The sequence below is a fragment of the Nitratireductor sp. GZWM139 genome, from assembly GCF_030068685.1.
GTDB lineage: Bacteria > Pseudomonadota > Alphaproteobacteria > Rhizobiales > Rhizobiaceae > Nitratireductor > Nitratireductor aquimarinus.
This window is the reverse complement of the sequence record NZ_JAMQML010000001.1, coordinates 455576-479264: the sequence shown is the minus strand read 5'-3', so window position 1 is coordinate 479264 and position 23689 is coordinate 455576. Positions and strand designations below refer to the sequence as shown.

General features: G+C 63.0%; 21 protein-coding genes and 1 tRNA gene. 8 read left to right on the top strand and 14 right to left on the bottom strand.

Features of this window, described 5'->3' with window-relative positions; genetic code table 11:
* Window position 1: 1 nt before the first annotated feature.
* Window positions 2–931 (top strand): N-acetyl-gamma-glutamyl-phosphate reductase, encoded by a 930-nt coding sequence (gene argC, locus NDI72_RS02275; RefSeq protein WP_283799419.1) that lies wholly within the window; start codon window positions 2–4, stop codon window positions 929–931.
* 92 nt (window positions 932–1023) lie between these two features.
* Here argC and NDI72_RS02270 read toward each other — a convergent pair whose 3' ends face one another.
* Window positions 1024–2142: a COX15/CtaA family protein gene (locus tag NDI72_RS02270; protein WP_283799418.1), complete on the bottom strand. Its 1119-nt coding sequence runs from the start codon at window positions 2140–2142 to the stop codon at window positions 1024–1026.
* Between the two features lie 167 nt (window positions 2143–2309).
* Here NDI72_RS02270 and NDI72_RS02265 point away from each other — a divergent pair, with 167 nt between their 5' ends.
* Together NDI72_RS02265 and NDI72_RS02260 are read left to right on the top strand one after the other, a co-directional pair.
* Window positions 2310–2525, top strand: a complete 216-nt coding sequence (locus NDI72_RS02265; RefSeq protein ID WP_283799417.1) for a DUF2842 domain-containing protein — start codon at window positions 2310–2312, stop codon at window positions 2523–2525.
* Between the two features lie 79 nt (window positions 2526–2604).
* Window positions 2605–3792, top strand: a complete 1188-nt coding sequence (locus NDI72_RS02260; protein WP_283799415.1) for a GNAT family N-acetyltransferase — start codon at window positions 2605–2607, stop codon at window positions 3790–3792.
* Window positions 3793–3849: 57 nt separating this feature from the next.
* On the opposite strand, the gene NDI72_RS02255 is transcribed toward NDI72_RS02260, so the two are convergent.
* Complete coding sequence (locus tag NDI72_RS02255; protein ID WP_206993530.1) at window positions 3850–6006, bottom strand: GumC family protein; 2157 nt, start codon at window positions 6004–6006, stop codon at window positions 3850–3852.
* 210 nt (window positions 6007–6216) lie between these two features.
* Between NDI72_RS02255 and NDI72_RS02250 the strand changes: the two genes are divergently transcribed.
* From NDI72_RS02250 to NDI72_RS02235, 4 genes are all read left to right on the top strand, one after another.
* On the top strand, window positions 6217–6780 hold the full coding sequence (locus NDI72_RS02250; RefSeq protein WP_206546692.1) for a polysaccharide biosynthesis/export family protein: 564 nt from the start codon (window positions 6217–6219) through the stop codon (window positions 6778–6780).
* Entirely contained in the window at window positions 6758–7954 is a 1197-nt protein-coding gene (locus NDI72_RS02245) for a glycosyltransferase family 4 protein (protein ID WP_283799412.1), read from the top strand. Before NDI72_RS02250 ends, NDI72_RS02245 begins: the two co-directional genes overlap by 23 nt.
* A gap of 101 nt (window positions 7955–8055) precedes the next feature.
* Entirely contained in the window at window positions 8056–9588 is a 1533-nt protein-coding gene (locus NDI72_RS02240; RefSeq protein ID WP_206549065.1) for an undecaprenyl-phosphate glucose phosphotransferase, read from the top strand.
* Window positions 9585–10862: an O-antigen ligase family protein gene (locus tag NDI72_RS02235; RefSeq protein ID WP_283799410.1), complete on the top strand. Its 1278-nt coding sequence runs from the start codon at window positions 9585–9587 to the stop codon at window positions 10860–10862. The genes NDI72_RS02240 and NDI72_RS02235 overlap by 4 nt, the downstream gene beginning before the upstream one ends.
* Here the strand turns inward: NDI72_RS02235 and NDI72_RS02230 are convergent.
* From NDI72_RS02230 to NDI72_RS02180, 11 genes are all read right to left on the bottom strand, one after another.
* On the bottom strand, window positions 10835–12085 hold the full coding sequence (locus tag NDI72_RS02230; RefSeq protein WP_283799409.1) for an efflux RND transporter periplasmic adaptor subunit: 1251 nt from the start codon (window positions 12083–12085) through the stop codon (window positions 10835–10837). The genes NDI72_RS02235 and NDI72_RS02230 overlap by 28 nt on opposite strands.
* Window positions 12082–14445 carry an ABC transporter permease gene (locus tag NDI72_RS02225; RefSeq protein ID WP_206554509.1) on the bottom strand — a complete coding sequence of 788 codons (2364 nt, stop codon included), beginning with the start codon at window positions 14443–14445 and terminating at the stop codon, window positions 12082–12084. Before NDI72_RS02225 ends, NDI72_RS02230 begins: the two co-directional genes overlap by 4 nt.
* Complete coding sequence (locus NDI72_RS02220) at window positions 14445–15170, bottom strand: ABC transporter ATP-binding protein (protein ID WP_113156254.1); 726 nt, start codon at window positions 15168–15170, stop codon at window positions 14445–14447. The genes NDI72_RS02225 and NDI72_RS02220 overlap by 1 nt, the downstream gene beginning before the upstream one ends.
* A gap of 105 nt (window positions 15171–15275) precedes the next feature.
* Window positions 15276–15893, bottom strand: a complete 618-nt coding sequence (locus tag NDI72_RS02215) for a L,D-transpeptidase (protein ID WP_113154917.1) — start codon at window positions 15891–15893, stop codon at window positions 15276–15278.
* A gap of 250 nt (window positions 15894–16143) precedes the next feature.
* Window positions 16144–16220, bottom strand: a tRNA-Pro gene (locus NDI72_RS02210).
* A 123-nt stretch (window positions 16221–16343) separates the two neighbouring features.
* Window positions 16344–16865 carry a MerR family transcriptional regulator gene (locus NDI72_RS02205; protein WP_113154902.1) on the bottom strand — a complete coding sequence of 174 codons (522 nt, stop codon included), beginning with the start codon at window positions 16863–16865 and terminating at the stop codon, window positions 16344–16346.
* Between the two features lie 190 nt (window positions 16866–17055).
* Window positions 17056–17379 (bottom strand): integration host factor subunit alpha, encoded by a 324-nt coding sequence (locus NDI72_RS02200; RefSeq protein WP_113154901.1) that lies wholly within the window; start codon window positions 17377–17379, stop codon window positions 17056–17058.
* 108 nt (window positions 17380–17487) lie between these two features.
* Entirely contained in the window at window positions 17488–18459 is a 972-nt protein-coding gene (locus NDI72_RS02195; protein WP_113154900.1) for a beta-ketoacyl-ACP synthase III, read from the bottom strand.
* Window positions 18460–18468: 9 nt separating this feature from the next.
* Window positions 18469–19524: a phosphate acyltransferase PlsX gene (plsX, locus tag NDI72_RS02190; RefSeq protein ID WP_113154899.1), complete on the bottom strand. Its 1056-nt coding sequence runs from the start codon at window positions 19522–19524 to the stop codon at window positions 18469–18471.
* Window positions 19525–19634: 110 nt separating this feature from the next.
* Window positions 19635–20186: a YceD family protein gene (locus NDI72_RS02185; protein WP_206546700.1), complete on the bottom strand. Its 552-nt coding sequence runs from the start codon at window positions 20184–20186 to the stop codon at window positions 19635–19637.
* Between the two features lie 3 nt (window positions 20187–20189).
* Window positions 20190–20738 (bottom strand): ubiquinol-cytochrome C chaperone family protein, encoded by a 549-nt coding sequence (locus NDI72_RS02180; protein WP_206549233.1) that lies wholly within the window; start codon window positions 20736–20738, stop codon window positions 20190–20192.
* 125 nt (window positions 20739–20863) lie between these two features.
* On the opposite strand from NDI72_RS02180, the gene NDI72_RS02175 reads away from it, so the two are divergent.
* Window positions 20864–21385: an outer membrane protein assembly factor BamE gene (locus NDI72_RS02175; protein WP_206549232.1), complete on the top strand. Its 522-nt coding sequence runs from the start codon at window positions 20864–20866 to the stop codon at window positions 21383–21385.
* A gap of 127 nt (window positions 21386–21512) precedes the next feature.
* Here the strand turns inward: NDI72_RS02175 and NDI72_RS02170 are convergent, their stop codons facing one another.
* Entirely contained in the window at window positions 21513–23645 is a 2133-nt protein-coding gene (locus NDI72_RS02170) for a sodium-translocating pyrophosphatase (RefSeq protein ID WP_206549231.1), read from the bottom strand.
* Window positions 23646–23689 lie beyond the last annotated feature (44 nt).

Genomic DNA, 23689 nt, shown 5'->3' with positions numbered 1-23689 from the left:
CATGACGGCGAAAATCTTCATCGATGGCGAACACGGCACCACCGGCCTGCAGATCAGGACGCGGCTGGCCGAGCGCCGCGACATCGAAGTGATCTCCATTCCGCCAGAAAAGCGCAAGGACCCGGCGGCCCGCGCCGAGTTCCTCAACGCTGCCGACATCGCGATTCTGTGCCTTCCCGACGATGCCGCGCGCGAAAGCGTCTCGCTGATCGAGAACGACAGCACCCGCGTGATCGACGCCTCGACCGCGCATCGGGTAGCCGAAGGCTGGACCTACGGCTTCGCCGAAATGGACAAGGCGCAGGGCGACGCGATCCGCACGGCAAAGCGTGTCGCCAATCCCGGCTGCTGGCCGCAGGGACCCATCGCCTTCCTGCGCCCGCTGATCCGCGCCGGCCTGCTGCCAGCCGATCTGCCCATCACGGTGAACGGCATTTCCGGCTATTCCGGCGGCGGCCGCACCATGATCGAGGATTACGAAGCGAAGGGTGACGCTGCGCCGGAGTTCATGCCTTATGGGCTGTCGCTCAACCACAAGCATCTGCCGGAGCTTCAGGCCTATGCAGGCCTTGCCGGCGCGCCGCTCATGCAGCCGGCTGTCGGCGATTTCGCGCAAGGGATGCTGACCGCCCTGCCCCTGCAGCTTGGTCACCTCGACAGCGTGCCGACGGGTGCCCGGATGCATGCCGCGCTCGCCGACCATTACAGCGCCATCAAGGATGGTGTGGTGAAGGTCGCTCCTTACGGCGTGATCGAGCGCACGGAAAAGCTGAACCCGGAAACCCACAACAACACCAATGACATGACGCTGCATGTCTTCGTCAACGATGCGCGCGCGCAGGCCCTGCTGGTCGCCGTCTATGACAATCTCGGCAAGGGCGCTTCCGGCGCTGCCGTGCAGAACATGGATTTGATGCTTCAGGGGCTCTGAGCCTCCAGACATCGCCCAATAAAAAAGGCGCGTCCCCGTGGGGCGCGCCTTTTTTTGTTTTGGGGCGTTTTTGTTTGGAACGCTCTGCGCGGCTAGATCGCCGCGTAGACCTCGTCTTCGTCACGCTTGAGACGTCGAGCGCCGGGCAGCGGATAAGGCCCCTTCGTCGCGCGCCAGTGGGCGCAGGCGAAGAACAGAACCACCAGCGCCACGCCCTGATGGGTGAGCGCCACGTCGATGGGCACGACCATGAGCAGCGTGACGATGCCAATGGCCGCCTGCACCAGAACGAGAGCGGCAAACAGGACCGCCCGGCGCGCATGCGGTGTGGAGGGCGCACGGCGGAGCACGAACACCATCTGCCAGAGCGCCAGCGCCAGAAGCGCGTAAGCGCCGAGACGGTGAATGAACTGCACCATCTTCGGGTTCTCGAAGAAGTTGAGCCAGGCAGGCGTCTGCGCGAACAGGCCGCCCGGCACCAGCGCACCGTCCATCAGCGGCCAGGTGTTGTAGGTCATGCCTGCGCGAAGACCGGCCACGAGACCACCCAGATAGATCTGGAAGAGGACGGCGACCACCATCCAGCCGGCGAAGCGGCGAATGCCCTCCTCGGCCCGCCCCGCCGAGTGGGGCGCAAGCCCGCGCGCGACCAGCGCGGTGGCGGCGAAGATGAAGCAGGCGATGGTGAGGTGCGTGGCGAGCCGGTACTGGCTCACATCCACACGGTCGACAAGACCGGAGGCGACCATCCACCAGCCGACTGCGCCCTGAAGCCCGCCAAGCGCCAGAATGCCCAGAAGCTTGGGCTTCAAATCGCTTTCAAGCCGCCCGGTCATCCAGAAGAACGCCAGCGGCAGCGCAAAAACGAAGCCGACGCCACGCGCCAGAAGCCGGTGCGCCCATTCCCACCAGAAGATGGTCTTGAACTCGCCAAGGCTCATGCCCTTGTTGATCTGCTGGTATTCGGGGATCTGGCGGTACTTCTCCAGCTCTTCCTGCCATTCGGCTTCGCTGAGCGGCGGGATCACGCCGTGGATCGGTTTCCATTCGGTGATGGAGAGGCCGGATTCGGTCAGCCGCGTCGCGCCGCCGACGATCACCAGCGCAAACAGCGTAAACAGCACAAAGTAGAGCCAGAGGCGCACGAATTTTCGATTGCGCAGCAGGGTTTCCTGCGGAACTTGCGCGGTTGCAGCACTGGTAGCAGTCATATCCACAGCGTCAGCCATCATCGTTTCGGAAGAAGTCTGTAGGTGAACCAAAGCCCGGCAAGTTGCAAGCCGCAGCGCCAATTACGCGACAAGCCGTCGCGCAGGTGAATGCCTGCGATTGCATCGCGGGGCGGCTCACTCTATGAAGCGGCGGAAAGGTCTTCCCAATGCCCGTACGCCTGCGAAAATTCATCGGTATGGTCGCCCTCGTGGCGCTGGTCGTGATTTACGCCATCCTGTCGACGGCAATCGCCGTGGCGCAGCTGGCCGATGCCGGTCCGCTGATGCACCTTGCCTATTATTTCCTGACCGGCCTTCTGTGGATCATTCCCGCCATGTTCATCATCCGCTGGATGATCGGGCGACCGCAGAACGACGCCTGATCCGTCGATCTTTCTTTCACCTTTTGCGGTTACACAGGATCAAAAGCCGCCCGTGCGGCGGTCCTGTTGATCGCGATGGATGATGACGGTTTCCAACCAGCCTGAACGGACACCGAGCGCCACGGCAAGCCCCCCTGCAGGGCTGACAGTCGAATTGCGCCCGGCCGATAGCGCGGCGCTGGCTCTCTATCGCGGGGACAGCTCAGCCTCCTGCTTCATGCCGGCGCAGAGCCCTGAATGGGTTTCTGCCTGGGCCAGGCACAGTGTTCACGAGACGCTGATCGTTCGGCTTTCAGACAGTGAAGGCCATCTTCTGAGCCTTCCGCTGGAGCTGGCTGCGCAGGGGCGCTTTCGCGTGGCGCGCTTCATCGGCGACCGGCATGCCAATGGCAATTTTCCGCTGACCGACCGGCGGACGGACGACCGCATCGGTTCTGTCCAGCTGCGGGACCTCCTCAGCCACATCCATGACCAGAGGCCGGACATCGATCTTCTGAGCCTGGAGCGTCAGCTCCATGCCTGCGATGGCGTGGCCAATCCACTTCTTTTCTGGCCGCACAGCGAAAGCCCCAATCTGTCGCTTGCGGTCGATCTGGAGGGCGGATTCGACGCGGCGCTTTTGCGCGCCAGCGGCAAGCGAAAACGCAAGCAGCACCGCTCGCAGGCGCGCAAGCTTGAAGCCGCCGGCGGCTTTGCACGGCGCATGGCGAAAACGCCGGATGAGGCGGATGCGATGCTGGAGGCCTTCTTCGCCATGAAGGCGGAGCGCTTTGCACAGATGGGCATCCAGAACGTGTTTGCGCCAGCGCCGGTCCAGGCTGCGTTTCACACGCTGTTTGGCGAAGCAACGGCAAGCGAACATCCGAAATTCGTGCTTCACGGGCTGGAGGTTGCCGGCAGGCTTCGCGCCGTGACCGGCTCCAGCCTCACCGATGATCGCATCATCTGCGAATTCAGCTCGATCTCGGACGACGAGCTGACCGAGATCAGCCCCGGGCGCTTTCTGTTTTTCGAGAACATTCAGGAAGCCTGCGAACAGGGTCTGAAGGTCTATGACTTCAGCGTCGGCGACGAATATTACAAGCGCCTGTGGTGTGATCTGGAGACCGTACAGTTCGACAGCTTTGTTCCGCTGACGGTCAAAGGGCGGGCAATGGCCCTGACACGCGGCGCCATTGCGGGCGGAAAACGCATCGTCATCAACGACCCGCGCCTCTGGGCCATGGCCAAGGGCGTTCGCAAACGGCTTTCGGCGCTGAGACGCTAGGGTATTTTTCCGTCAGGTGGAGCCTCCCGACGGCCACACAAATGCGGAAGTACAGGATCAGGCGGCGTCGCGTCCGGGCGGTGCGGGCGGCTTGGAACCGCCAGTCGGCGAAACGAGGATGGGCGTTGCAATGCCGCTCTCGCGCAGTTCCTCGGCCGTTTCCGCAGCCAACTCACCGGCTTCCGGATCAATCATGCTGACAAGAACCTGCGTATCGGACGACATGAGACGTCCAATCCCCTGCGCATCGACAGGACCGCACTCGATGATGACCACATCATAGGCAGCCGACAGCGATTCGATGATGATGGGCAGCCGGTCGGCGGCGCGCATGGCGCGCTGCGGGTCCGCCGTGCCAACGGGGATGATGTGGCACTCGGAGAACAGGTCCGTGTGGATCACATCGGCAAAGTTTGCCTCGGACGCCAGAAGATTGGTGATGCCGGCATAGGCAACGCTTTCCAGCATGGGAAGCGACGCGGCACCCGATGAAGTGAGGTCGAGCAACAGGACCCGCATGCCGGAATCAGCCACATCCCGCGCGACCAGAACCGAAGCGGCAGCCGCCTCATCCCCTTCCGGCGAAATGAACAGCGCCCGGGTAACGCCCCCGGTGACGAGCCGCTCGGAGGCCTGCTCCACATCGATGCCGCCATAGCGGGCCGTCCGCGATACGGGCTTCGGGAAAGGAAGGTCTGCGACCTCGGGCGTCGGCAGGACCGGCTCCGAAGGCCGTTCCGGGGCCGAAACCGCATCAAACGCAGGCTCGGCCCGCCGCATGGGAACAGCGGCTGGAAGCGGCGCGGGCGCCACAGCCGACGGGCGCATGGCGCGGCCGGAGAACAGTTCCTGCAGAAGCGTGATCACGGCCATGATCAGCAGAGAAGCGACAAAGGCCGCCGCCGTGATCGGCACGATTTTCGGGAAATAGGGCTCGCTCGGCGTTATGGCGCGCGAGAAGATGCGCACATCGGCGGGGAGATAATTGCGGTCGCTGCGCGAGGCAGCCTCGCGGTAGCGGGTCAGATAGGATTCCAGCAATTCGCGCTGTGCGGCGGCTTCGCGCTCCAGGGCGCGCAGTTCCACCTGCTCTTCTTCGGCGCGCGCCGAGGCGACCTTGAGGCGGTTGAGTTCGGCCTGCAGCTCCTCCTCGCGGCGCTCCGCGCGGGCGGCCTCGGCTTCGAGCCCCGCGAGCACCTTGGTGGCCTCATTGCGAATCTGGACATCGAGATCGCTTAACTGCGAGCGCAGGGCGCGGATGCGCGGATGGTTTCCAAGAAGCGTGGTCGACAGATCGGCGATCTGCGCGTTCAATTCCACCTGCCGCTCGCGCAGCCGCTGGATGAGTGGCGACGCCAGAACCTCCGGCATGCTCTCGATGGCCACACCGCTTTCAAGGGCGCTGCGCACCGATGCCGCCTGCGCGGCTGCGGCCGAACGGTTGGCGCGGGTGCGCGAAAGCTCGCTGGAGAGTTCCGAAAGCTGCTGCGTGGCCAGCACGGTGTTGTTCTGCCCAAGCAGAAGGTCCGACTGGGCGCGGTATTCCGCGACCCGCGCCTCGGCCTGTTTCACGCGCTCGCGCAAATCCTCGATTTCCGGCTCAAGCCACTGGGTCGCACTGGTGTTGGACTGAAGTTTGGCGTCGCTCTGCATGGCGACATAGGCGTTGGCCACCGCATTGGGCACCTCTGCGGCAAGCTGCGGGTCTTCCGAGGAGAACTCGATCACGATGACGCGCGAATTCTCGACGCGATAGACCGTCAGCCGTTCACGAAAAGCCCGCAGCACTTTTTCTTCGTCGGTGCCCTCGACCGGCGCGTTCTTGAGACCGACCATCACGAGGATGCGCGAGACAAGCGAGCCCCCGCTGCCGGAGAACTCCTTGCGGTTTGCAAGGTTGAGATCGCGCGCCACCGTGTCGAGGATTTCCGTCGAGGTGATCAGCTCGACCTGGCTGGTGACCCCTTCCCCGTCAAGAATCGGACGGTCGCCATCGCCCACGCCCTGCGGACGGGTGTAGATTGATTCGCGCGTCTCGATCAGAAGCCTTGTCTGCGCGCGGTATTGCGGGGTGGCCATATAGGCAAGCGCGAACACCAGTCCCGTAATAATGAGAGAAGCAAACAGAATGCGCGGCCATTTGCGCCGGACAGCGGCAAAAAGCCGGCCCAGGTCGACATCCACGTCACCATGCGCGATCTGATCGCTGTTCATGCGGTCTGCTCCCAAATTGGTCCGCGCCAAGGTAAACGCGCATAGTAACCAGCGGGTTAAAGCTTCACGCACACCGCTAGACGGTTACGGTATGCGCGCTATGAGGGTATAAGAGCGCGCTTTACCCGACATTAACCCTAATGGATGGATAAAACGGCCATGGGACCTGTGTTTGCGGGTCAAGATGACGCCAGAGGTTTGCAGTCCGTCATGAAGAATAAAGCCAAATTCTTGCCAGTGCTGGCAGCGCTCGTTGTCGCTTCAGGCTGTTCGGGCTATCGCCCGGCGCCGGCGGCGTTTCACGAAGCGCTCTATCAGCCCTATGTGCTTGATGCAGGCGACACGCTGCGCATCACCGTCTTCGACCAGGACAACCTCAGCAACACCTATAATGTCGACCAGTCCGGTTACATCGCGTTTCCGCTGGTGGGATCGGTGCCGGCGCGCGGCAAGACCTCCAAACAGGTCGAGCAGTCCATCGCCAGCATGCTCCGCCAGGGATATCTGCGCGATCCCGACGTGACCGTCGAGGTCGACCGCTACCGCCCGGTCTTCATCATGGGCGAAGTGGGCGCACCGGGTCAGTATTCCTATGTGCCGGGCATGACCGTACAGAAGGCCGTTGCGGCGGCCGGCGGTTTCAGCCCGCGCGCCAATCAGGGCAATGTGGACATCACCCGCGACATCAATGGCAAGGTTCTGACCGGTCGCGTGGTCACCACGGACCCGCTGCTTCCCGGTGACACCGTCTATGTCCGTGAACGCCTGTTCTGAGGCATCCCCCCCGCAAACGCCCCTGCCGGCTGAAGCTGGTGGTGGGAAGCTGCGCATCGTTCACTGTTTTCGTTCGCCGGTCGGCGGCATCTTCCGCCATGTGCGCGACCTGTGCGACGCGCAGCGCGCGGCGGGGCATGATGTCGGCATCATCTGCGATTCCACCACTGGCGGCGACTATGAGGCAAGCCTGATCGCCGCGCTGGAGCCCAGCCTCTCTCTCGGTGTGCGCCGCACGCCCATGCAGCGCCATATCGGGATCGGCGATCTGACAGCTGCACGGCGCGCCTATCACGTGGTGCGCGAAATGCGGCCCGATGTTCTTCACGGCCATGGCGCAAAAGGCGGCGTCTATGCGCGTGTGTTCGGCACGATGATGCGCATGGCGGGACAGCGGCCCGCGCGCATCTACTCGCCCCATGGCGGTAGCCTGCACTATGCGGCGGAGACGGCGACGGGGCGCGTGTTCTTCGCCATCGAGCGCCTGATGGACCGCTTCACCGATCACATCCTGTTCGTTTCGGACTACGAAAAACGCACCTTCGAGCAGAAGGTGGGGAAGCCCCGCGCACCGTTCTCGCTTGTTTATAACGGACTGACGCCGGCCGAGTTTGAGCCTGTCCGGACAGTCGGGAATGCGGCGGACTTTCTCTATATCGGCATGATGCGCGACCTGAAGGGACCGGATCTCTTCATCGACGCACTGGCGCTTACCCGCGACCTGCTCGGACGCGACCTTACGGCCGTCATGGTCGGAGACGGGGCCGGTCTTGAAGGGTACAGGCGTCAGGCCGACGAGCTCGGCTTCGGGGAGCGCATTCGCTTTCTCCCGGCCATGCCCGCGCGCGAGGCCTTCGGACTGGCGCGGATCATGGTGGTGCCATCACGCGCCGAAGCCATGCCCTATATCGTTCTGGAAGCGCTGGCCGCCGGGCGCACGCTCATCGCCACCGCCGTGGGCGGCATTCCGGAGGTCTTCGGAGAGGCGTCCCCTGCCCTCACCGAGCCCGACGCCGGCGCCATTGCCGGGACCATGCAGCGCGCCCTTGATGACGAGCGCGCCTTTCACGCCCTCATGCCGCCGCCTGAAGAACTGCGCGCCCGTTTCGGCGCGGATGTGATGGCGAAGGCCATTGAAACGGTCTACCGGACGAGCCTGCCAATAACTCGTTAAGCACAACCGGAAAATATTCCCAGCCAGTACTTTCATGAAAGGGAATCTTACGCCCCGCAAAATATGCTGCGCGCATAAAAAGCAGGGGGCGTATTCCGTTCATGAACCAGGTAGACCCGAAGCGGATCTATGCATCGAAGGCGAGACAGACGGGAATCCTGAAGGCCGGTAGCGAGCAGACCAAGCTCAATCCGATCGCCTGGCAGGTCGCGCAGCAATACAAGCGCGAAACCATGTCTCCTGTCATGGTGCTCGGTGTCATGCGGCTGGTTGAGCTGTCCATGCTCCTCCTCACCGGCATTGCGCTCTACTTCGCCTATGTCGGTTTTTCCGCACCGCTTTTCTGGCACTACATGACCGTCGTCGGCGGCGGCTCGGTTCTGGCCATCGTCATCTACCAGTTCACCGGCTGCTACGACATGCGCGCGCTGCGCAATCCGTCGGGCTCCATGGGGCGCATCTTCGTTGCCTGGATGGCCACATTCGCCGCACTGGCGTTGACCGGCTTCTTCCTGAAAATTTCTGACAGTTTCTCGCGCTTCTGGCTCGGCGCATGGTTCGTGTGCGGCTTCGGTGCGCTGCTCATGCTGCGCATCACCGCCTCACAGCTCCTGCGCCGCTGGGCGCGCAACGGCACCATCGAGCGCCGTGCGGTGATCGTCGGCGGCGGCGCCAATGCCGAAGACCTGATCCGCTCCATCGAGCAGCAGCCCTATAACGACATCCGCATCTGCGGCCTGTTCGACGACCGCGACGACCTGCGCTCGCCGCCCGTGGTCGCCGGTTATCCAAAACTCGGCACCATCACGGAACTGGTGGAGTTCACCCGCATCGCGCGCATCGACATGCTGATCGTCGCCCTGCCGATCTCGGCGGAGAAGCGCGTTCTCTCGCTTCTGTCGAAGCTCTGGGTCCTGCCGGTCGACATTCGCCTCTCGGCCCATGCCAACCATTTGCGGTTTCGTCCGCGCGCCTATTCCTATATCGGCTCGGTGCCGATGCTCGATATCTTCGACCGCCCGATCAATGACTGGGACTCGGTCGCCAAACGCGGTTTTGATATCGTCTTCAGCCTGATCGGCATTGTGCTTTTCTCGCCGATCATGCTGGCCACCGCCATCGCCATCAAGCTCGACAGCAAGGGCCCGGTTCTGTTCAGACAGAAACGGCACGGCTTCAACAATGAAGCCATCGAGGTTCTGAAATTCCGCTCGATGTATGTGGAGCAGTGCGACCCGACGGCGAAGGCCGCCGTGACGAAAAACGACCCGCGCGTCACCCGCGTCGGTCGCTTCATCCGCAAGGCCTCCATCGACGAGTTGCCGCAGTTCTTCAACGCGCTTTTTGGTTCGCTTTCGCTGGTCGGACCGCGCCCGCATGCCGTGGCTGCACAGGCCCACAACCGCCTCTATGAAGAGGTGGTGGACGGCTACTTTGCCCGTCACAAGGTGAAACCGGGCGTGACCGGCTGGGCGCAGATCAATGGCTGGCGCGGCGAAATCGACACAGATGAAAAGATCCGCAAGCGCACCGAATACGATCTCTATTACATCGAAAACTGGTCGCTCTGGTTCGACCTCAAGATCCTGCTTTTGACGCCGATCCGGCTTCTCGACACGGAAAACGCATATTGAGCCTGCTCGCCTATGATAGCGCGCCGCCGGTTCTGCCCCGCGCGGCGGTCGACGCCAAACTGGTTTCGCTTCTAAAACTGGCGGCCATCGGCTTTGGCGTTTTTCTGTCCGGCTTCGTCATCCGCGAGCCTGCGCCTTATGAGCTCTACATGGTGGGGCTCATCGCCATCTGGGCACTGGCGGGGCTGAAGATTTCACGCCGCATCGCACCGCTTCTGGCGCTTCTGATCGCCTTCAACATTGGCGGCCTCATCTCCATGTCGCAGCTGGCGAGCCTTGGAACGATCCCGCTCTACATCGCGGTCTCGCTCTTCCTCGCGCTGACATCGGTGTTCTTCGCAGCCGTCGTGGAGGACGATCCGGACCTGCTCGCCGTCGTGTTCCGCGCCTGGGTGGCGGCGGCCTCCGCCACCGCCCTGTTCGGCATTCTGGGCTATTTCCACGCCTTTCCGGGCGCGGAGATGTTCACCAAGTTCGAACGCGCCGCCGGTGTCTTCGAAGACCCGAACGTGTTTGGCCCGTTTCTGACCCTGCCAGCGGTCTATCTGCTCTATCTGGTGCTGACCGCACGCCCGGTTACGGCGTTTCTGTCCGTTCCGCTGTTTCTGATCGTCGCCGGCGGCATCTTCTTCTCCTTCTCGCGCGGCGCGTGGGGCCTGCTCATCATGACCTGCGGGTTACTGGTGCTGGCGGTTTTCCTCAATGCCGACACGGCCGCCGCGCGGCTGCGCATCGCCGTCACCGCGTTTCTGGCGCTTGTGGGCATCGCGCTGGTGCTGTTGCTCGCACTCCAGATACCGGCCGTTTCGGAGCTTTTCTTCCAGCGCGCGCAGCTTGTGCAGGATTATGACGGCGCGCGTCTTGGCCGGTTTGCGCGTTTCGGCATCGGCTTTGGCTGGGCGACCGAGCACCCGCTCGGCATCGGGCCGTTGCAGTTCGGGCAGATTCTCGGCGAAGACACGCACAATATCTGGCTGAAAGCGCTGCTCGATTATTCGTGGCTCGGCTTCGCAGCCTATCTGACGCTCATCCTGTGGACGCTGGCGGCGGGCTTTCGCATTCTCTTCCGCCGCCGCCCATGGCAGCCCTACCTGATCTGCGTCTACATCGTGTTCGTCGGCCATGTGGCGCTCGGCACGGTGATCGACACGGATCACTGGCGGCACTTCTATCTGCTTCTCGGGCTCCTGTGGGGCATGATCGCGCTGGAGCAGAGGCACATGGCGCAGCGCTTCGGCTTTGCCCGCTACGCCCCTTCCATGTCCTGCCCCTGACCCTCATCCGGATTGCGCGGCTCAAGGCGCGTTCCGGTCTCGATGGCCGATCCGGGATAGGCGACGACGCGCTCGCCGGCGCTGAGGCCTGAAAGGATCTGCGCCCATTCGCCGGTCATCCTGCCCACATCCACCTGCCGGAGCGCTGCACGGCCCTCCTCTTCGACGAACAGCGCCCATTCGCCGGCACTGCGGAAGAGTGCGCTCTGCGGCACCTGCAGCACGTCCTCTTCCTCCCATGTGACGAGGTTGACGAAGACGCGATACTGATCGCCCAGCCCTTTGCGCTCCTCAAGCGGCGTCAGCACATCGAGCACCAGCGGCACACGCTGTTCCTCGATGCCGAGCGCGGAAACACGGGTGAAGGCGGAGGGCTCGACCTGCCGCACTTCCGCTTCAAGAACGCCCTCGCCACCCCAGCGGTCGATGAAGGCGCTTGTGCCGCGCACCACGCCAACGGCATCGCTGGAGAGGAGGTCGACCCTGATTTCCAGATCTGCCGGATCTCCCACCGTCACCAGGGGGCTGCCCGCCTGCACCAGACGCGCGTTCAGATCCGTCACATTGAGCACGACGCCCGAGCGCGGCGCTTTGAGCTCGGTGCAGCACTGGGCTGGCGGAGCATCGACAATCGGAACCTCCGGCCCTGAGAGCTGCGCCTCCATGCGCTGCTGCGTCGCGCGCTTCAGTTCCAGATCGGCCTGCGCCGCATCCCGAAGGGCCTTTGCAGAGGCCACGGCCTGCTGCGCGTCGAGAAGCGTGGTTGCGGGCAGCGTTCCACGCTCGGAGAGCTTCCTGTAACGCTCCACCTCTGCCTCCAGATGGGACAGTTCGGTTTCCGCACGTACGAGATTGGCCTCGGCCACATGGATGGCCGCCTGCGCCTCGGCGACGGCGGCCTCCGCCAGGCGGCGCGCACGCGCATCGAGAAACGCCGGTTCGGCGGGCTCGATCAGCGCGACGACGGTCTCACGGGCGACCACCTCGTCACCGACCTGAACCGGTGAGCGCATGACATTGCCGGTCACCGGCGCGGTCACCGTCCATGTTTCGCGTATTCGGGCGATGCCCTCGGCCGAAACGATGACCTGCATCGGCGCGCGACGGGCGGCGACGAGGTCCACCAGCACGGGCGCCGGCAGTAGCGCCCAGACCAGGGCGGCGATGAGGGCGATGCCGACAAGGGCGGCGGTCGCCATGCGGAGATGCCTTGTGTGTGTCATTCTTTCTGCTTCAACGCGCTAACGATATCGATACGATCAAGCCGCCGCCGCACCAGAAGCGCGGAGGTCAGGGCCGTGAAAATGACAATCAGGGCGGCAGCCGCAAAGGTGCGCTGCGTGACGACCAGCGGGATGCTCACCACCTCGGTCGAGAAGCCTTGCGCCATCAGGGCGCACAATGCGTAGCCACCCAGCCAGCCGGCGGGGATGGCGATGAGCGTCAGGAGCATCTGTTCCGCCACCAGAACATAGCCGACCTCGCCGCGCCTGAAACCCAGAACCCTGAGCGAGGCAAGCTCATGCGCCCGTTCGGCAAGCTGGATACGCGCCGCATTATAGACGACGCCGATGGTGATCAGCATGCCCAGGGCCGCGAAGATGATTGTCATCGTGACGAGGCTCTCATTGAGCGTGGTCTCGAACTCCTTCTGCACATTCGTCCACAGGGTGAACCCGGCAATGGCCGGCGTTTCCTGCACCCTGGCCTCCAGCTCGGTCAGGGCATTCCGGTCGATGGCCAGATGGATCATATTGACCTGCGGGGCCTGTCTGGCGAGCCGGAAGAAGGCATCGCGGTCGATAAAGGCGTCCTGCCCGAGGCTTTGGCGGATCACCGCCGACACCGGGATGTCCCACGTCTCGCGCGGCGGGCTCAGCACTTCGACCCTGAGCGGATCGCCCGCGCCCACATCGAGCCAGTCGGCCAGTCCCTCCGCCAGCACGATGCCGGAGCTCGGCATGGCGACGGTTTCGCCTTTTTCATCCAGAAGCACGGCCAGCCGCGCCTCAGGCGGCCGCCCCTGAAGACTGACCAGCCGGGAGCGGGTTCCGTTGATGAGACGGACAGGCACGGCGAAGATGCCTTCGGCGGAGAGCACGCCCGGCAGCGCCAGCGCATCCTGCTCGGCGCGGGCGTTCACCGCGCTTGTCAGGGTCAGCGTGGCATCCTGCCGGTTCGCATGTTCGAAGATCTCCAACATGATGATGTCGATGGCGTCGAAGGTGAAAAAGGAGGCGACCAGAACGGCAACGGAACCACTGACGCCGAACAGCGTGACCGCCGCCCTGCCCGGCCAGCGCACGATGGAGCGCAGGATCATCATCGTGGTCTGGCGAAGCCGAAGCGCCAGGCTGACGCCATCGAGCCAGCCGCGCTGGAACACCGGTGGCGCGGGCGGCTGCATCGCCACGGTGGGCGCAAGCCGCACGGTGGACAGGACCGCCCTGAGCGCGCCCAGAACGACACAGCCAATGCCCAGAACGCCGGAGATCACGAGCGAGCCTGCACCGGGCCGATAGATGAGCCAGGGAAACCGGAAGAAGTCGGCATAGATCTTCGTCAGCTCATGTCCCAGCCACCAGCCGGACAGCCAGCCGATGGCGACGCCGGCAATGCCGATGCCGATGGTCATTTTCAGATAATGCACCGCGATGGCGCGGGTCGAATATCCGACCGCCTTGAAGAGGCCAATCTGGGCCCGGTCGAGCGCGACGAGGCGGCCAAGCACCATGTTGACCAGAAAGGCCGAGACAATCAGGAAGATCGGCGGCAGCACCGTGGCCATGGCCCCGAGCTGTTTCAGTTCTCCATCGATGAAGACATTGGACGCCTGTCGGTCGCGTCCGAACGCGCCGGTGCCGCCATAGGGAGCGAGAATGCGGTCAATGGCGGCGATGACCGGTCTTTCATCGGCCCCGCGCGACAGGGTGAGCGACAGATCGTTGAATGCGCCTTCAAGATCAGTGGCGGCGGCAGCCGCGCTTTCCCCCATCCAGATCAGACCAAAGTGCCGGTCGTCGGGCATCATCGCCCCTGCCCCGATCGTGTAGATATATTCCGGTGACAGGACGAGGCCGGTTACGACAAGCTCCTTGAGACGCCCGTTGAGCACGGCGCGAAAGCGATCGCCCGGCTCCAGCCCGTTGGCCTGTGCGAAAGGCTCGGAAATGGCCACTTCGCCGGCGTGTCCCGGTTCGGGCAACCGGCCCTGCCGCACTTCAGGAACATTGAGGATGGCGCGGCCCGTCTGTGGCAGGGAAATGACACGCGCGGAGGCCGGCTCCGTCATGCCCTCCAGATTGACCATGGCGGTAAACACCACGCGCCCCTCCACGCGGGCCACGCCATCGATCCGGGCAATATCGTCAAGCAGGCTGCGCGGGGCGCGGGTAAGGCTGGCAAACACATCGGCGAAGCGGTTGCGTTCGTAGTAGGCTTCGCGCGTTTCCGACAGCGAACGCTGCGTTCCGCTCGACAGGATCAGCACCATGACGCCGCAGGCAAGCACGAGCGCGATGGCGAGCGACTGGATCCAGATGTGCCGCAGATCGCGAACGAGTTTCAGGTCGAGCGCGCGCATCACCAGCTCACCTCGGCCGGCGCGAGGCGGTCGGCGTTTTCCTCCGCCCGGGCGATCTCTCCATCCGCCATGTAGATCACGCGGTCGGCGATCCGGCGAATGGCGACATTGTGGGTGATCAGGGCCGTTGTCGTGCCGAGCGTGCGGTTGACCTCGACAATCGCCTCGAGAACCGTGACGCCGGTCTTACTGTCGAGCGCGCCGGTCGGTTCGTCGCACAGAAGAATGTCCGGACGCTTGGCGATGGCCCTGGCGATTGCGACGCGCTGCTGCTCGCCACCGGAAAGCTCGGCTGGAAAATGATCCATCCGCGAGGCAAGCCCCACCCGGTCGAGCGCTTCCTCGGGCGTCATCGCGTCTTCCGCAATCTCGGTGACGAGCGCGACATTCTCGCGGGCCGTGAGGCTTGGCACCAGATTGTAGAACTGGAAGACGAAACCCACATGCCGGCGGCGAAATTCCGTCAGCCCGGCATCGGACAGGGCCGACAATTCGCGGCCGCGATAGAACAACCGCCCGTCAGTGGGCAGGTCCAGACCACCAAGAATATTGAGAAGGGTCGACTTGCCGGATCCCGAAGCGCCCAGAAGAGCGACGATTTCACGCTCGTAAAGGGCAAGATCAACGCCCTTGAGCGCGTCAACAGCGACCGTGCCGCTGCGATACACCTTGGTGATACCGACGGCTTTGAGTACTTCCACCCGAGATGACTGCGTTTCGCTCATCATGCCAACCCGACCTTACGGGAGGGTGCGTCGGTTGGGACCGATCGTCAACTGCCTGAGTTGAGGCAGGACGGGCGCGCTGAAGCGAACGCGCCCAAAAATCCTCTAGGCCTGAATGACCACGACTTTTGCGCCGGGCGTCACGCGCTCGTAAAGATCGATCACGTCATGATTGGTCATGCGGATGCAGCCGCTGGAGACCGCGCCGCCAATGGTGGACGGCTGGTTGGTGCCATGGATGCGGAACATCGTGTCGCGGCCGCCACGATAGAGATAGATCGCGCGCGCGCCCAGGGGATTGTTCGGTCCGCCTGGAACGCCGCCGGCATATTTCCGGTAGCGCGGCGTGTTGCGCATCATGTTGGCGGTCGGCGTCCAGCTCGGCCACTCCGCCTTGCGGCCAACGGTGGCGTTGCCACGAAGGGCAAGCCCCTGCTTGCCCACGCCAACGCCGTAGCGCATCGCGCGGCCATTGCCGAGGACGTAATAGAGGCGGCGCTCCGGTGTGTTCACAACGATTGTGCCAGCCGGGTAATCACCATCGAAAGCCACTTCCCTGCGGCGCAGCTCGGGATCGAATTTGGACAAGGGAAGTGCAGCAACGGGAAACTGCTCATCGCGAATGGACGCGTAGTTCAAGGCGTCGGATCGGATCGTTGTGGTGGAGCAGCCCGCAACAAAAAGCGGAAGCCCCATAAGAAAACTGCGGCGGGAGATCGACATCGACACCTCGAAACTGAATGACGGCAACGAGCAACTAGTAAACAGTTATGGTTAATGAATTACTGCCACGGTCATTCGGCCCTTGTGAGAAACGCCTTGCATGCGGAATTGGCCGCGAAAGCGTGTACGCGTGAGCCCGATGGGGGATTCGCCTCAGGAATGGCTCTGGTCATTTTTTGGAAAGAGAAGAAACGCGCGATGCGTCCTGGCAGACTGGCTGGTAGCGAAGCCAAAAATGCGAAGGAAAAAATGGTCGGAGCGGCGGGATTCGAACCCACGACCCCTTGACCCCCAGTCAAGTGCGCCACCGGGCTGCGCTACGCTCCGAACCGGCGCAAGGGATATAGTTTCCGAGGGGGGCGCGCAAGGCCTAAAAATCATTCCGCAGCAAAAAGCCGGCAACGGGGCCGGCTTTCAACAACAAGGATGCGCGGTGGCGATCCGAAACGATCAGCGCACCTGGTCGAGAAGGCGCTTGCACTCCAGGAGATCGAACAGCGCCTCCTGCAAAAGCGCCCTGTTGTCACGCGAAAGGCTCTCCGCATCCGCCGGGACGGGCCCCTCCTGCTCGCCGCGCCCAAGGCCGAAAAAACGCTTGCTCGGCTTCGCTTTCGGAGCGCCAACCAGCACTTCCTCCTCGGAAACCGTCTTTTCCACGTCCGCCTGCTGGCTCTGGGCGATGGCCTCGACCGCCGCCACATCGCCACGACCAATGGCCACGACGAACGGGTTGCCGTTCTCGCGCAGAAGCTTCTGTACGCCCTTGATGGTGTAACCCTGATCGTAGAGCATGTGACGAATGCCCTTGATCAGGTCGATGTCCTGCGGCCGGTAATAGCGGCGTCCACCGCCCCGCTTCAAAGGCTTGATCTGCGAGAACCGCGTTTCCCAGAAACGCAGCACGTGCTGCGGCAGATCGAGTTCTTCGGCGGCTTCGCTGATGGTACGGAAGGCGTCGGGGCTCTTTTCCATGGTCACGCGTCTCCTGCGGGCTGTGGCTCCGACCTGCGTGCGGAGCCCTGCCGAACGATGCGGGCCTCGGAGGGAAACGCAACAGCTTCCAGCCAACGCCCGACGATTCGGGAGTTTAACCAGTTCGTGAGCCTGTCGAAAGCACCACGCGCAATTGTGCACCGTGGTGGCCCTGCGGGGCCGGAAAAGGTCAGGCGCTTTCGCGCGGCTGCCTGTCCTGATGCGCCTTGAGGATACGATCCTTGAGGACGTTGGAAGCCTTGAACGTCATGACGCGGCGTGGCGAGATCGGTACTTCCTCGCCGGTCTTCGGGTTGCGGCCGATGCGCTCGTTCTTGTCGCGCACCTGGAAGGTGGCGAAGGAAGAGAGCTTAACGGTCTCGCCGCGAACAACCGCGTCGCAGACTTCCTGCAGAACCATTTCGACAAGCTGGGCGGACTCGGTGCGTGACAGTCCGACTTTCCGATAGACGGCCTCAGCCAGCTCGGCACGCGTCAGTGTCTTTCCCCCCATAGGGCTACCCATCCAAATCTTGAAAATGCTTATGATTTCAATACGCGGCGCTGACGTTACAAAAATTGCTTCGTAACGGTCAAGGACGATGCATGTGATTTGCTGTCGCTACCAGCGCACCAGCACGGCGCCCCAGGTGAATCCGCCGCCCATCGCCTCAAGAAGAACCAGATCGCCCTTCTTGATCTGGCCGTTTTCCACCGCAACGGAAAGCGCCAGCGGCACGGACGCCGCCGAGGTGTTTCCGTGCCTGTCGACGGTGATCACAACCTTCTCCTCGGCAATGCCGAGCTTCTTGGCGGAGGCGTCGATGATGCGGCGGTTGGCCTGGTGCGGCACGAACCAGTCGATATCGTCGGCAGTGATGCCCGTTTTGGCAAACACGTCTTCGATGACGTCGGTGATCATGCCAACGGCATGTTTGAACACTTCGCGGCCCTGCATGCGCAGATGCCCCACCGTGCAGGTGGTCGAGGGCCCGCCATCCACATAGAGCTTGTCGCGCTGGCTGCCATCGGAGCGTAAGGATGCGGCGAGAATGCCGCGATCATCCAGAGAGCCCTCGCCTTCCTGTGCTTCCAGAACGACAGCGCCGGCGCCATCGCCGAAGAGCACGCAGGTGGTGCGGTCATTCCAGTCAAGAATGCGCGAGAAGGTTTCCGCGCCAATCACCAGCATGCGCTTTGCCTGACCACCGCGAATGTAGAGATCGGCGGTGGTGATGGCATAGACGAAGCCGCTGCACACGGCCTGCATGTCGAACGCGAAACCGCCGCGCATGCCGAGACGTTCCTGAATCTCGACGGCCGTGGCGGGAAACGTGTTGTTGGGGGTCGACGTGGCCAGAATGATCATGTCGATGTCGTCGGCGGTCAGCCCGGCGCTGTCGAGCGCTGCGCGCGCAGCCGCCTCGCCCAGCGACGCCGTGGTCTCGTCTTCCGAAGCGATATGGCGCTGGCGGATACCCGTGCGCTGCACGATCCACTCGTCAGTCGTGTCGACGAGCTTCTCGAATTCCGCATTCTTCATGATGCGGCGGGGCAAAGCGGAGCCAATGCCACGCACGACGGATCTAATCATCACAGCGTCCTATTCATTCACGGCTGCAGCGCCGGCGGCCGGAAGCGGCTGGCGGGCGTGATAAAGGTCAAGAGTGGCGCGCGTCTTGTCGAGCAGATGACTGCGCGCCATTTCATATCCAAGTTCCACGGCGGCAGAGAAGCCTTCAGCGTCGGCGCCACCATGGCTTTTCACCACGATGCCGTTGAGCCCGAGGAAGACGCCGCCATTGATCTTGCGCACATCCATCTTTTCGCCGAGGCGCTGGAAAGCGCCGCGTGCAAACAGATAACCGATGCGCGCCATCATGGTGCGTCCCATCGCCTCGCGGAGATAACCGGCAATCTGACGCGCCGTGCCTTCGGCGGTCTTCAGCGCGATATTGCCGGCGAAACCTTCTGAAACGACCACATCGACCGTGCCCTTGCCGATATCGTCGCCTTCGACAAAACCTTCATAGCGCATGGATTTGAGTGCGGCCTCGCGCAGCATGCGACCGGCTTCGCGCACTTCTTCCTGACCCTTGATCTCTTCAACGCCGACATTGAGCAGGCCCACGGTCGGACGCTCCACGTCGAACAGGGCATTGGCCATGGCAGCGCCCAGAATCGCAAAATCGACGAGCTGCTGGGCGTCTGCGCCAATGGTCGCGCCCACATCAAGCACGATGCTCTCGCTGCGCATGGTCGGCCAGATGGCCGCAATGGCAGGGCGTTCGATATCGGCCATGGTGCGCAGGCAGAATTTCGACATGGCCATCAGCGCGCCGGTATTGCCGGCGGAAACGCAGGCATCCGCATCGCCATTCTTCACCGCTTCGATGGCCTTCCACATGGAAGACTTCCAGCGGCCCTGGCGCAGTGCCTGGCTGGGCTTGTCGTCCATCCGCACCGCGACTTCGCAATGGGTGAACTCGCTCACATCGCGAAGGCCCGGCAGCGCATCAAGCACCGGAACAACGGCGTCTTCACGACCGTATACAAGAAAGCGGGCGTCGGGACGCCGCTCGATGACCTTGGTCAGGCCACGCAGCGTGACCTCGGGACCATGATCCCCACCCATCGCGTCAATCGAAATGCGTACCACGCGTGATTTGCCTCAAACGTTGATCGGTCGCCGGCATCGGCTCAAATGTGCGGCGAAAATAGCGCTTTTGACCGGTGGCACAACCTTGTTTCGCCCATCGGTCACGCAATTCAGCTTTTTTGCCCGAGCTTGCGCAGGCCTTCATAGAGTGGCCCGGCCTCTTTCGGTGCATCATCGCCTGCATCGGGAGCGTCAATAACAGCCCCGGGCTTGCGCGGATAGGGGTCAATGCCAAGCGCGAAGAATTCCTCGGCCAGCGCGCCCACATCAATGATGCTGCCCTGGAAGGGTTCGGGCATGTCCGGCCCCTCCGCATCGAGCACGAACTCGCCGCCATCAATGTCGTTGCGGGCGAGCCGGGAGCCCTCGGGCACCAGCGTTGCCGAAACCTCTTCCTCGATGTGAGTCGTCACCGGCTCCAGCGTGACCACGCAGGACTGCGTGATATCAGCTTCCACCTTTCCGATAATCCGCACGCCATCGGCCTTCCAGGGGCGAACGGTCATTGCGGCGACATAACGCTCAACGGAAAGAAGGTCGTGTTCGGCAGCCAGCGCGCGGCGCTGGTTCTCATCGGCGTTGATCTCAACCGGCATGCCCTTGCGCGGCAGACGGTGGACATTCACCTCGAATGAAACCGGGGATTTCCTGGTGGCGGACATGGTTCAGATCTCCCTTTGTGCGTCAGGGAATGAAATTTCGGCGGCGATCAGCTTTTCCACCGGCTGCGCATCGAGCGCATCGGCGGCTTCCACCGCATAATCGGCAAGCGGGCGCGCGCCCTGCCAGTTTTCAACATCCGGGCGGATGTTGCGCTGCATGGCGGCTGCCAGCGCCTCGACATCGCCTGCATCAAGCGCGTCGCCATAGGCAGCAGCGCGGCCATAGAACATGCGCGCCAGCTTCTTGATGCGCTTGGGCACGCCCAGATCACCGATTCCCAGTTCGCGAATCGCATATTCGACATCGCTGAAAAAGAGATCGGTCAGCTCCTGGGCCGTCTCGCGGACCTTGGGGTCCTCTTCGTTGCGAACGCGGCGCAAAACGAGGATCATGTGCAGCGCAATCATCTCGAAACGGCCAAGTGGCGTGTCCGGCGCTTCCCACTTTGCGTAAAAGACGGGCTGCCGCGAGGCCGCCACGATTCGTTCATACAAGCCGTCAATGACGGTGAGGCGCGAACGCTGCCCAAAGCCAAACAGCTTCTTGAACATGGGAATTGCCCTCCCTCGGGGCTGGTTTGGGACAGGATCAGGTTGCATCGGCGCTTAAGCTGGTTTACCCGTTTTGCCGGCGGGAACAAGGGCTTTCGATTGAAAGCCTTGGCGCCGGGGACGCTATGGAGATGTCGTTGCAGGTGAAAAAAATCAACAGCTATCCTGTCGGACGCACAATTTTGGCGGCCGGGATCGTGGGTTCGGCGGCTGTGCTGTCCGGCTGTAATGTCGCCAACACGCTCAATGCGCGCGAAACGTTGACGCAGGGCTATGTGATCGACCAGCAGGCACTCGAACTCGTGCCGGTGGGTTCCAGCCGCGAGCAGGTTCTCCTGGCGCTTGGTTCGCCCTCCACCACGGCGACCTTCGACAACGAGGCCTTCTACTATATTTCCCAGAAGCGCGTTCGCGGCGCAGCCTTCATGCGCGCACGCCTTGTGGAGCAGCAGGTTCTCGCCGTCTATTTCGGCGATGATGAGCGCGTTTCGAAGATCGCCCATTACGGAATGGAAGACGGCAGGGTCTTCGACTTCATTTCGCGCACCACGCCGACCGGCGGCAAGGAACAGACCTTCATCGGCCAGATTCTCGCCGGCGCATCGAAGGGCGGGCCACCTGCAGGCATGTTCGGCGGCGGCGGCTGATCCGAATCCCGGTTTCAATCGAAAAGCCCGCAGGCGTTGCCTGCGGGCTTTTTCTTTGCCGGGATCTCACATTCAAAGACCTCGCCTCGCCGCCCCTTGAGAGGCGGCGAGGACGGAGCGCGCCCTGTCAGTGCGCCAGAACGGCCAGCAGAAGAAGCGCAATGATGTTGGTGATCTTGATCATCGGGTTCACGGCCGGGCCTGCGGTGTCCTTGTAGGGATCACCAACGGTGTCGCCGGTGACCGACGCCTTGTGCGCCTCCGAGCCCTTTTCATGCTTCACGCCATCGGCGTCCACGAAACCGTCCTCGAAGGATTTCTTGGCATTGTCCCACGCACCGCCGCCGGCGGTCATGGAAATCGCCACGAAGAGACCGGTCACAATCACGCCCAGAAGCATTGCGCCCAACGCCGAGAAGGCCTCGTTCTTGCCGGCAATCGCATAGACCACGGCGAATGCGACAAGCGGCGAAAGCACCGGCAGGAGCGAAGGAATGATCATTTCCTTGATCGCCGCCTTGGTCAGAAGGTCAACCGCCCGTCCATAATCGGGCTTCTCCCTGCCTTCCATGATGCCCGGCTTCTCGCGGAACTGCCGGCGCACCTCCTGTACGATCGCGCCCCCTGCCCGGCCAACGGCCGTCATGGAGAGGCCACCGAACAGGAATGGCAGCAGACCGCCAAACAGAAGGCCGACCACCACATATGGATTGGAGAGCGAGAAATCGACGGTAACGCCTTCAAAGAAGGTGCCCGGCTCCGCATTGGCCGCGAAGAATTTGAGATCCTCCGTATAGGCCGCGAACAGAACCAGAGCGCCGAGACCCGCCGAACCGATGGCATAGCCCTTGGTCACCGCCTTGGTCGTGTTGCCCACCGCGTCGAGCGCATCGGTCGTCTGACGCACTTCGCTTGGCAGATCCGCCATTTCGGCAATGCCGCCGGCATTGTCCGTCACCGGGCCGAACGCGTCGAGCGCCACCACCATGCCGGCCAGCGCCAGCATCGTCGTCACCGCGATGGCGATGCCGAACAGGCCCGCCAGATTGAACGACAGGATGATGCCGGCAATGATGACGATGGCCGGCAGCGCCGTCGCCTCAAGCGAGACGGCGAGGCCCTGAATGACATTGGTGCCGTGCCCGGTCACCGACGCCTGGCTGATGGAGCGAACCGGCCGATAGCCGACGCCCGTATAATATTCGGTGATCCAGATGATGAGGCCGGTCACACCGAGCCCCACCACGCCGCACCAGAAGAGCGATGCGCCGGTGAACTCCGATCCATTGCTGGCCGAGAACGCGGTCGAGCCGCCAAGCCAGCCCCAGATGATGATCGCAAGCGCCACGACCGACAGACCGGCAGTGGCCCAGAAGCCCTTGTAAAGCGCGCCCATGATGGAATTGTTGGAACCAAGCTTCACGAAGAAGGTGCCGATGATCGAGGTAACGACACAGGCAGCGCCAATCACCAGCGGGAAGAGCATCAGCGTCAGCGCCGTCTCGCCCGTAAAGAAGATCGAGGCAAGCACCATGGTGGCCACGACCGTCACCACATAGGTTTCGAACAGATCGGCGGCCATGCCGGCGCAGTCACCGACATTGTCGCCCACATTGTCGGCGATGGTGGCCGGGTTGCGCGGATCATCTTCGGGAATGCCCGCCTCCACCTTGCCCACGAGATCGCCGCCGACATCTGCCCCCTTGGTGAAGATGCCGCCGCCGAGACGCGCGAAAATGGAGATCAGCGACGCGCCGAAACCGAGCGCGACCATAGCGTCGATGACGATGCGGTCCGTCGGTGCGTGACCGAGCGGGCCGGTGAGTATCCAGAAATAGACTGACACGCCGAGCAGTGCGAGACCGGCGACCAGAAGGCCGGTGATCGCGCCCGACTTGAAGGCGATGTCGAGGCCGGCTGCGAGGCTGTTGGATGCGGCCTGCGCCGTGCGCACATTGGCGCGCACCGAAACATGCATGCCGATGAAGCCTGCGGCGGCGGAAAGAACCGCACCGATGAGGAAGCCGATGGCCGCCACGCCGGTGAGCAGCCACCATGCGAGAATGAAGACCACGACGCCAACGATGGCGACGGTGGTGTACTGCCTTGTCAAATAAGCCTGCGCACCCTCACGGATGGCGCCGGCGATTTCCTGCATGCGTGCATTGCCCTGGTCGGCGGCCAGCACCGACCGGGTTGCCCAAATGGCATAGAGTACGGAAAGCACGCCGCAGGCGATGACCACGAAAAGCATGTTCATTGCCAATCTATCCCTTGATTTCGACCCGCAGTTGGAACCCCCTC

What these genes read in the sequence shown, in the direction of transcription:
- argC (WP_283799419.1), top strand. Translation starts at nt 2, where the DNA reads ATGACGGCGAAAATCTTCATCGATGGCGAACACGGCACCACCGGCCTG.
- NDI72_RS02270 (WP_283799418.1), bottom strand. Translation starts at nt 2,142, where the DNA reads ATGACTGCTACCAGTGCTGCAACCGCGCAAGTTCCGCAGGAAACCCTG.
- NDI72_RS02265 (WP_283799417.1), top strand. Translation starts at nt 2,310, where the DNA reads ATGCCCGTACGCCTGCGAAAATTCATCGGTATGGTCGCCCTCGTGGCG.
- NDI72_RS02260 (WP_283799415.1), top strand. Translation starts at nt 2,605, where the DNA reads ATGATGACGGTTTCCAACCAGCCTGAACGGACACCGAGCGCCACGGCA.
- NDI72_RS02255 (WP_206993530.1), bottom strand. Translation starts at nt 6,006, where the DNA reads ATGAACAGCGATCAGATCGCGCATGGTGACGTGGATGTCGACCTGGGC.
- NDI72_RS02250 (WP_206546692.1), top strand. Translation starts at nt 6,217, where the DNA reads ATGAAGAATAAAGCCAAATTCTTGCCAGTGCTGGCAGCGCTCGTTGTC.
- NDI72_RS02245 (WP_283799412.1), top strand. Translation starts at nt 6,758, where the DNA reads ATGTCCGTGAACGCCTGTTCTGAGGCATCCCCCCCGCAAACGCCCCTG.
- NDI72_RS02240 (WP_206549065.1), top strand. Translation starts at nt 8,056, where the DNA reads ATGAACCAGGTAGACCCGAAGCGGATCTATGCATCGAAGGCGAGACAG.
- NDI72_RS02230 (WP_283799409.1), bottom strand. Translation starts at nt 12,085, where the DNA reads ATGACACACACAAGGCATCTCCGCATGGCGACCGCCGCCCTTGTCGGC.
- NDI72_RS02225 (WP_206554509.1), bottom strand. Translation starts at nt 14,445, where the DNA reads ATGCGCGCGCTCGACCTGAAACTCGTTCGCGATCTGCGGCACATCTGG.
- NDI72_RS02220 (WP_113156254.1), bottom strand. Translation starts at nt 15,170, where the DNA reads ATGAGCGAAACGCAGTCATCTCGGGTGGAAGTACTCAAAGCCGTCGGT.
- NDI72_RS02215 (WP_113154917.1), bottom strand. Translation starts at nt 15,893, where the DNA reads ATGTCGATCTCCCGCCGCAGTTTTCTTATGGGGCTTCCGCTTTTTGTT.
- NDI72_RS02205 (WP_113154902.1), bottom strand. Translation starts at nt 16,865, where the DNA reads ATGGAAAAGAGCCCCGACGCCTTCCGTACCATCAGCGAAGCCGCCGAA.
- NDI72_RS02200 (WP_113154901.1), bottom strand. Translation starts at nt 17,379, where the DNA reads ATGGGGGGAAAGACACTGACGCGTGCCGAGCTGGCTGAGGCCGTCTAT.
- NDI72_RS02195 (WP_113154900.1), bottom strand. Translation starts at nt 18,459, where the DNA reads ATGATTAGATCCGTCGTGCGTGGCATTGGCTCCGCTTTGCCCCGCCGC.
- NDI72_RS02185 (WP_206546700.1), bottom strand. Translation starts at nt 20,186, where the DNA reads ATGTCCGCCACCAGGAAATCCCCGGTTTCATTCGAGGTGAATGTCCAC.
- NDI72_RS02180 (WP_206549233.1), bottom strand. Translation starts at nt 20,738, where the DNA reads ATGTTCAAGAAGCTGTTTGGCTTTGGGCAGCGTTCGCGCCTCACCGTC.
- NDI72_RS02175 (WP_206549232.1), top strand. Translation starts at nt 20,864, where the DNA reads ATGGAGATGTCGTTGCAGGTGAAAAAAATCAACAGCTATCCTGTCGGA.
- NDI72_RS02170 (WP_206549231.1), bottom strand. Translation starts at nt 23,645, where the DNA reads ATGAACATGCTTTTCGTGGTCATCGCCTGCGGCGTGCTTTCCGTACTC.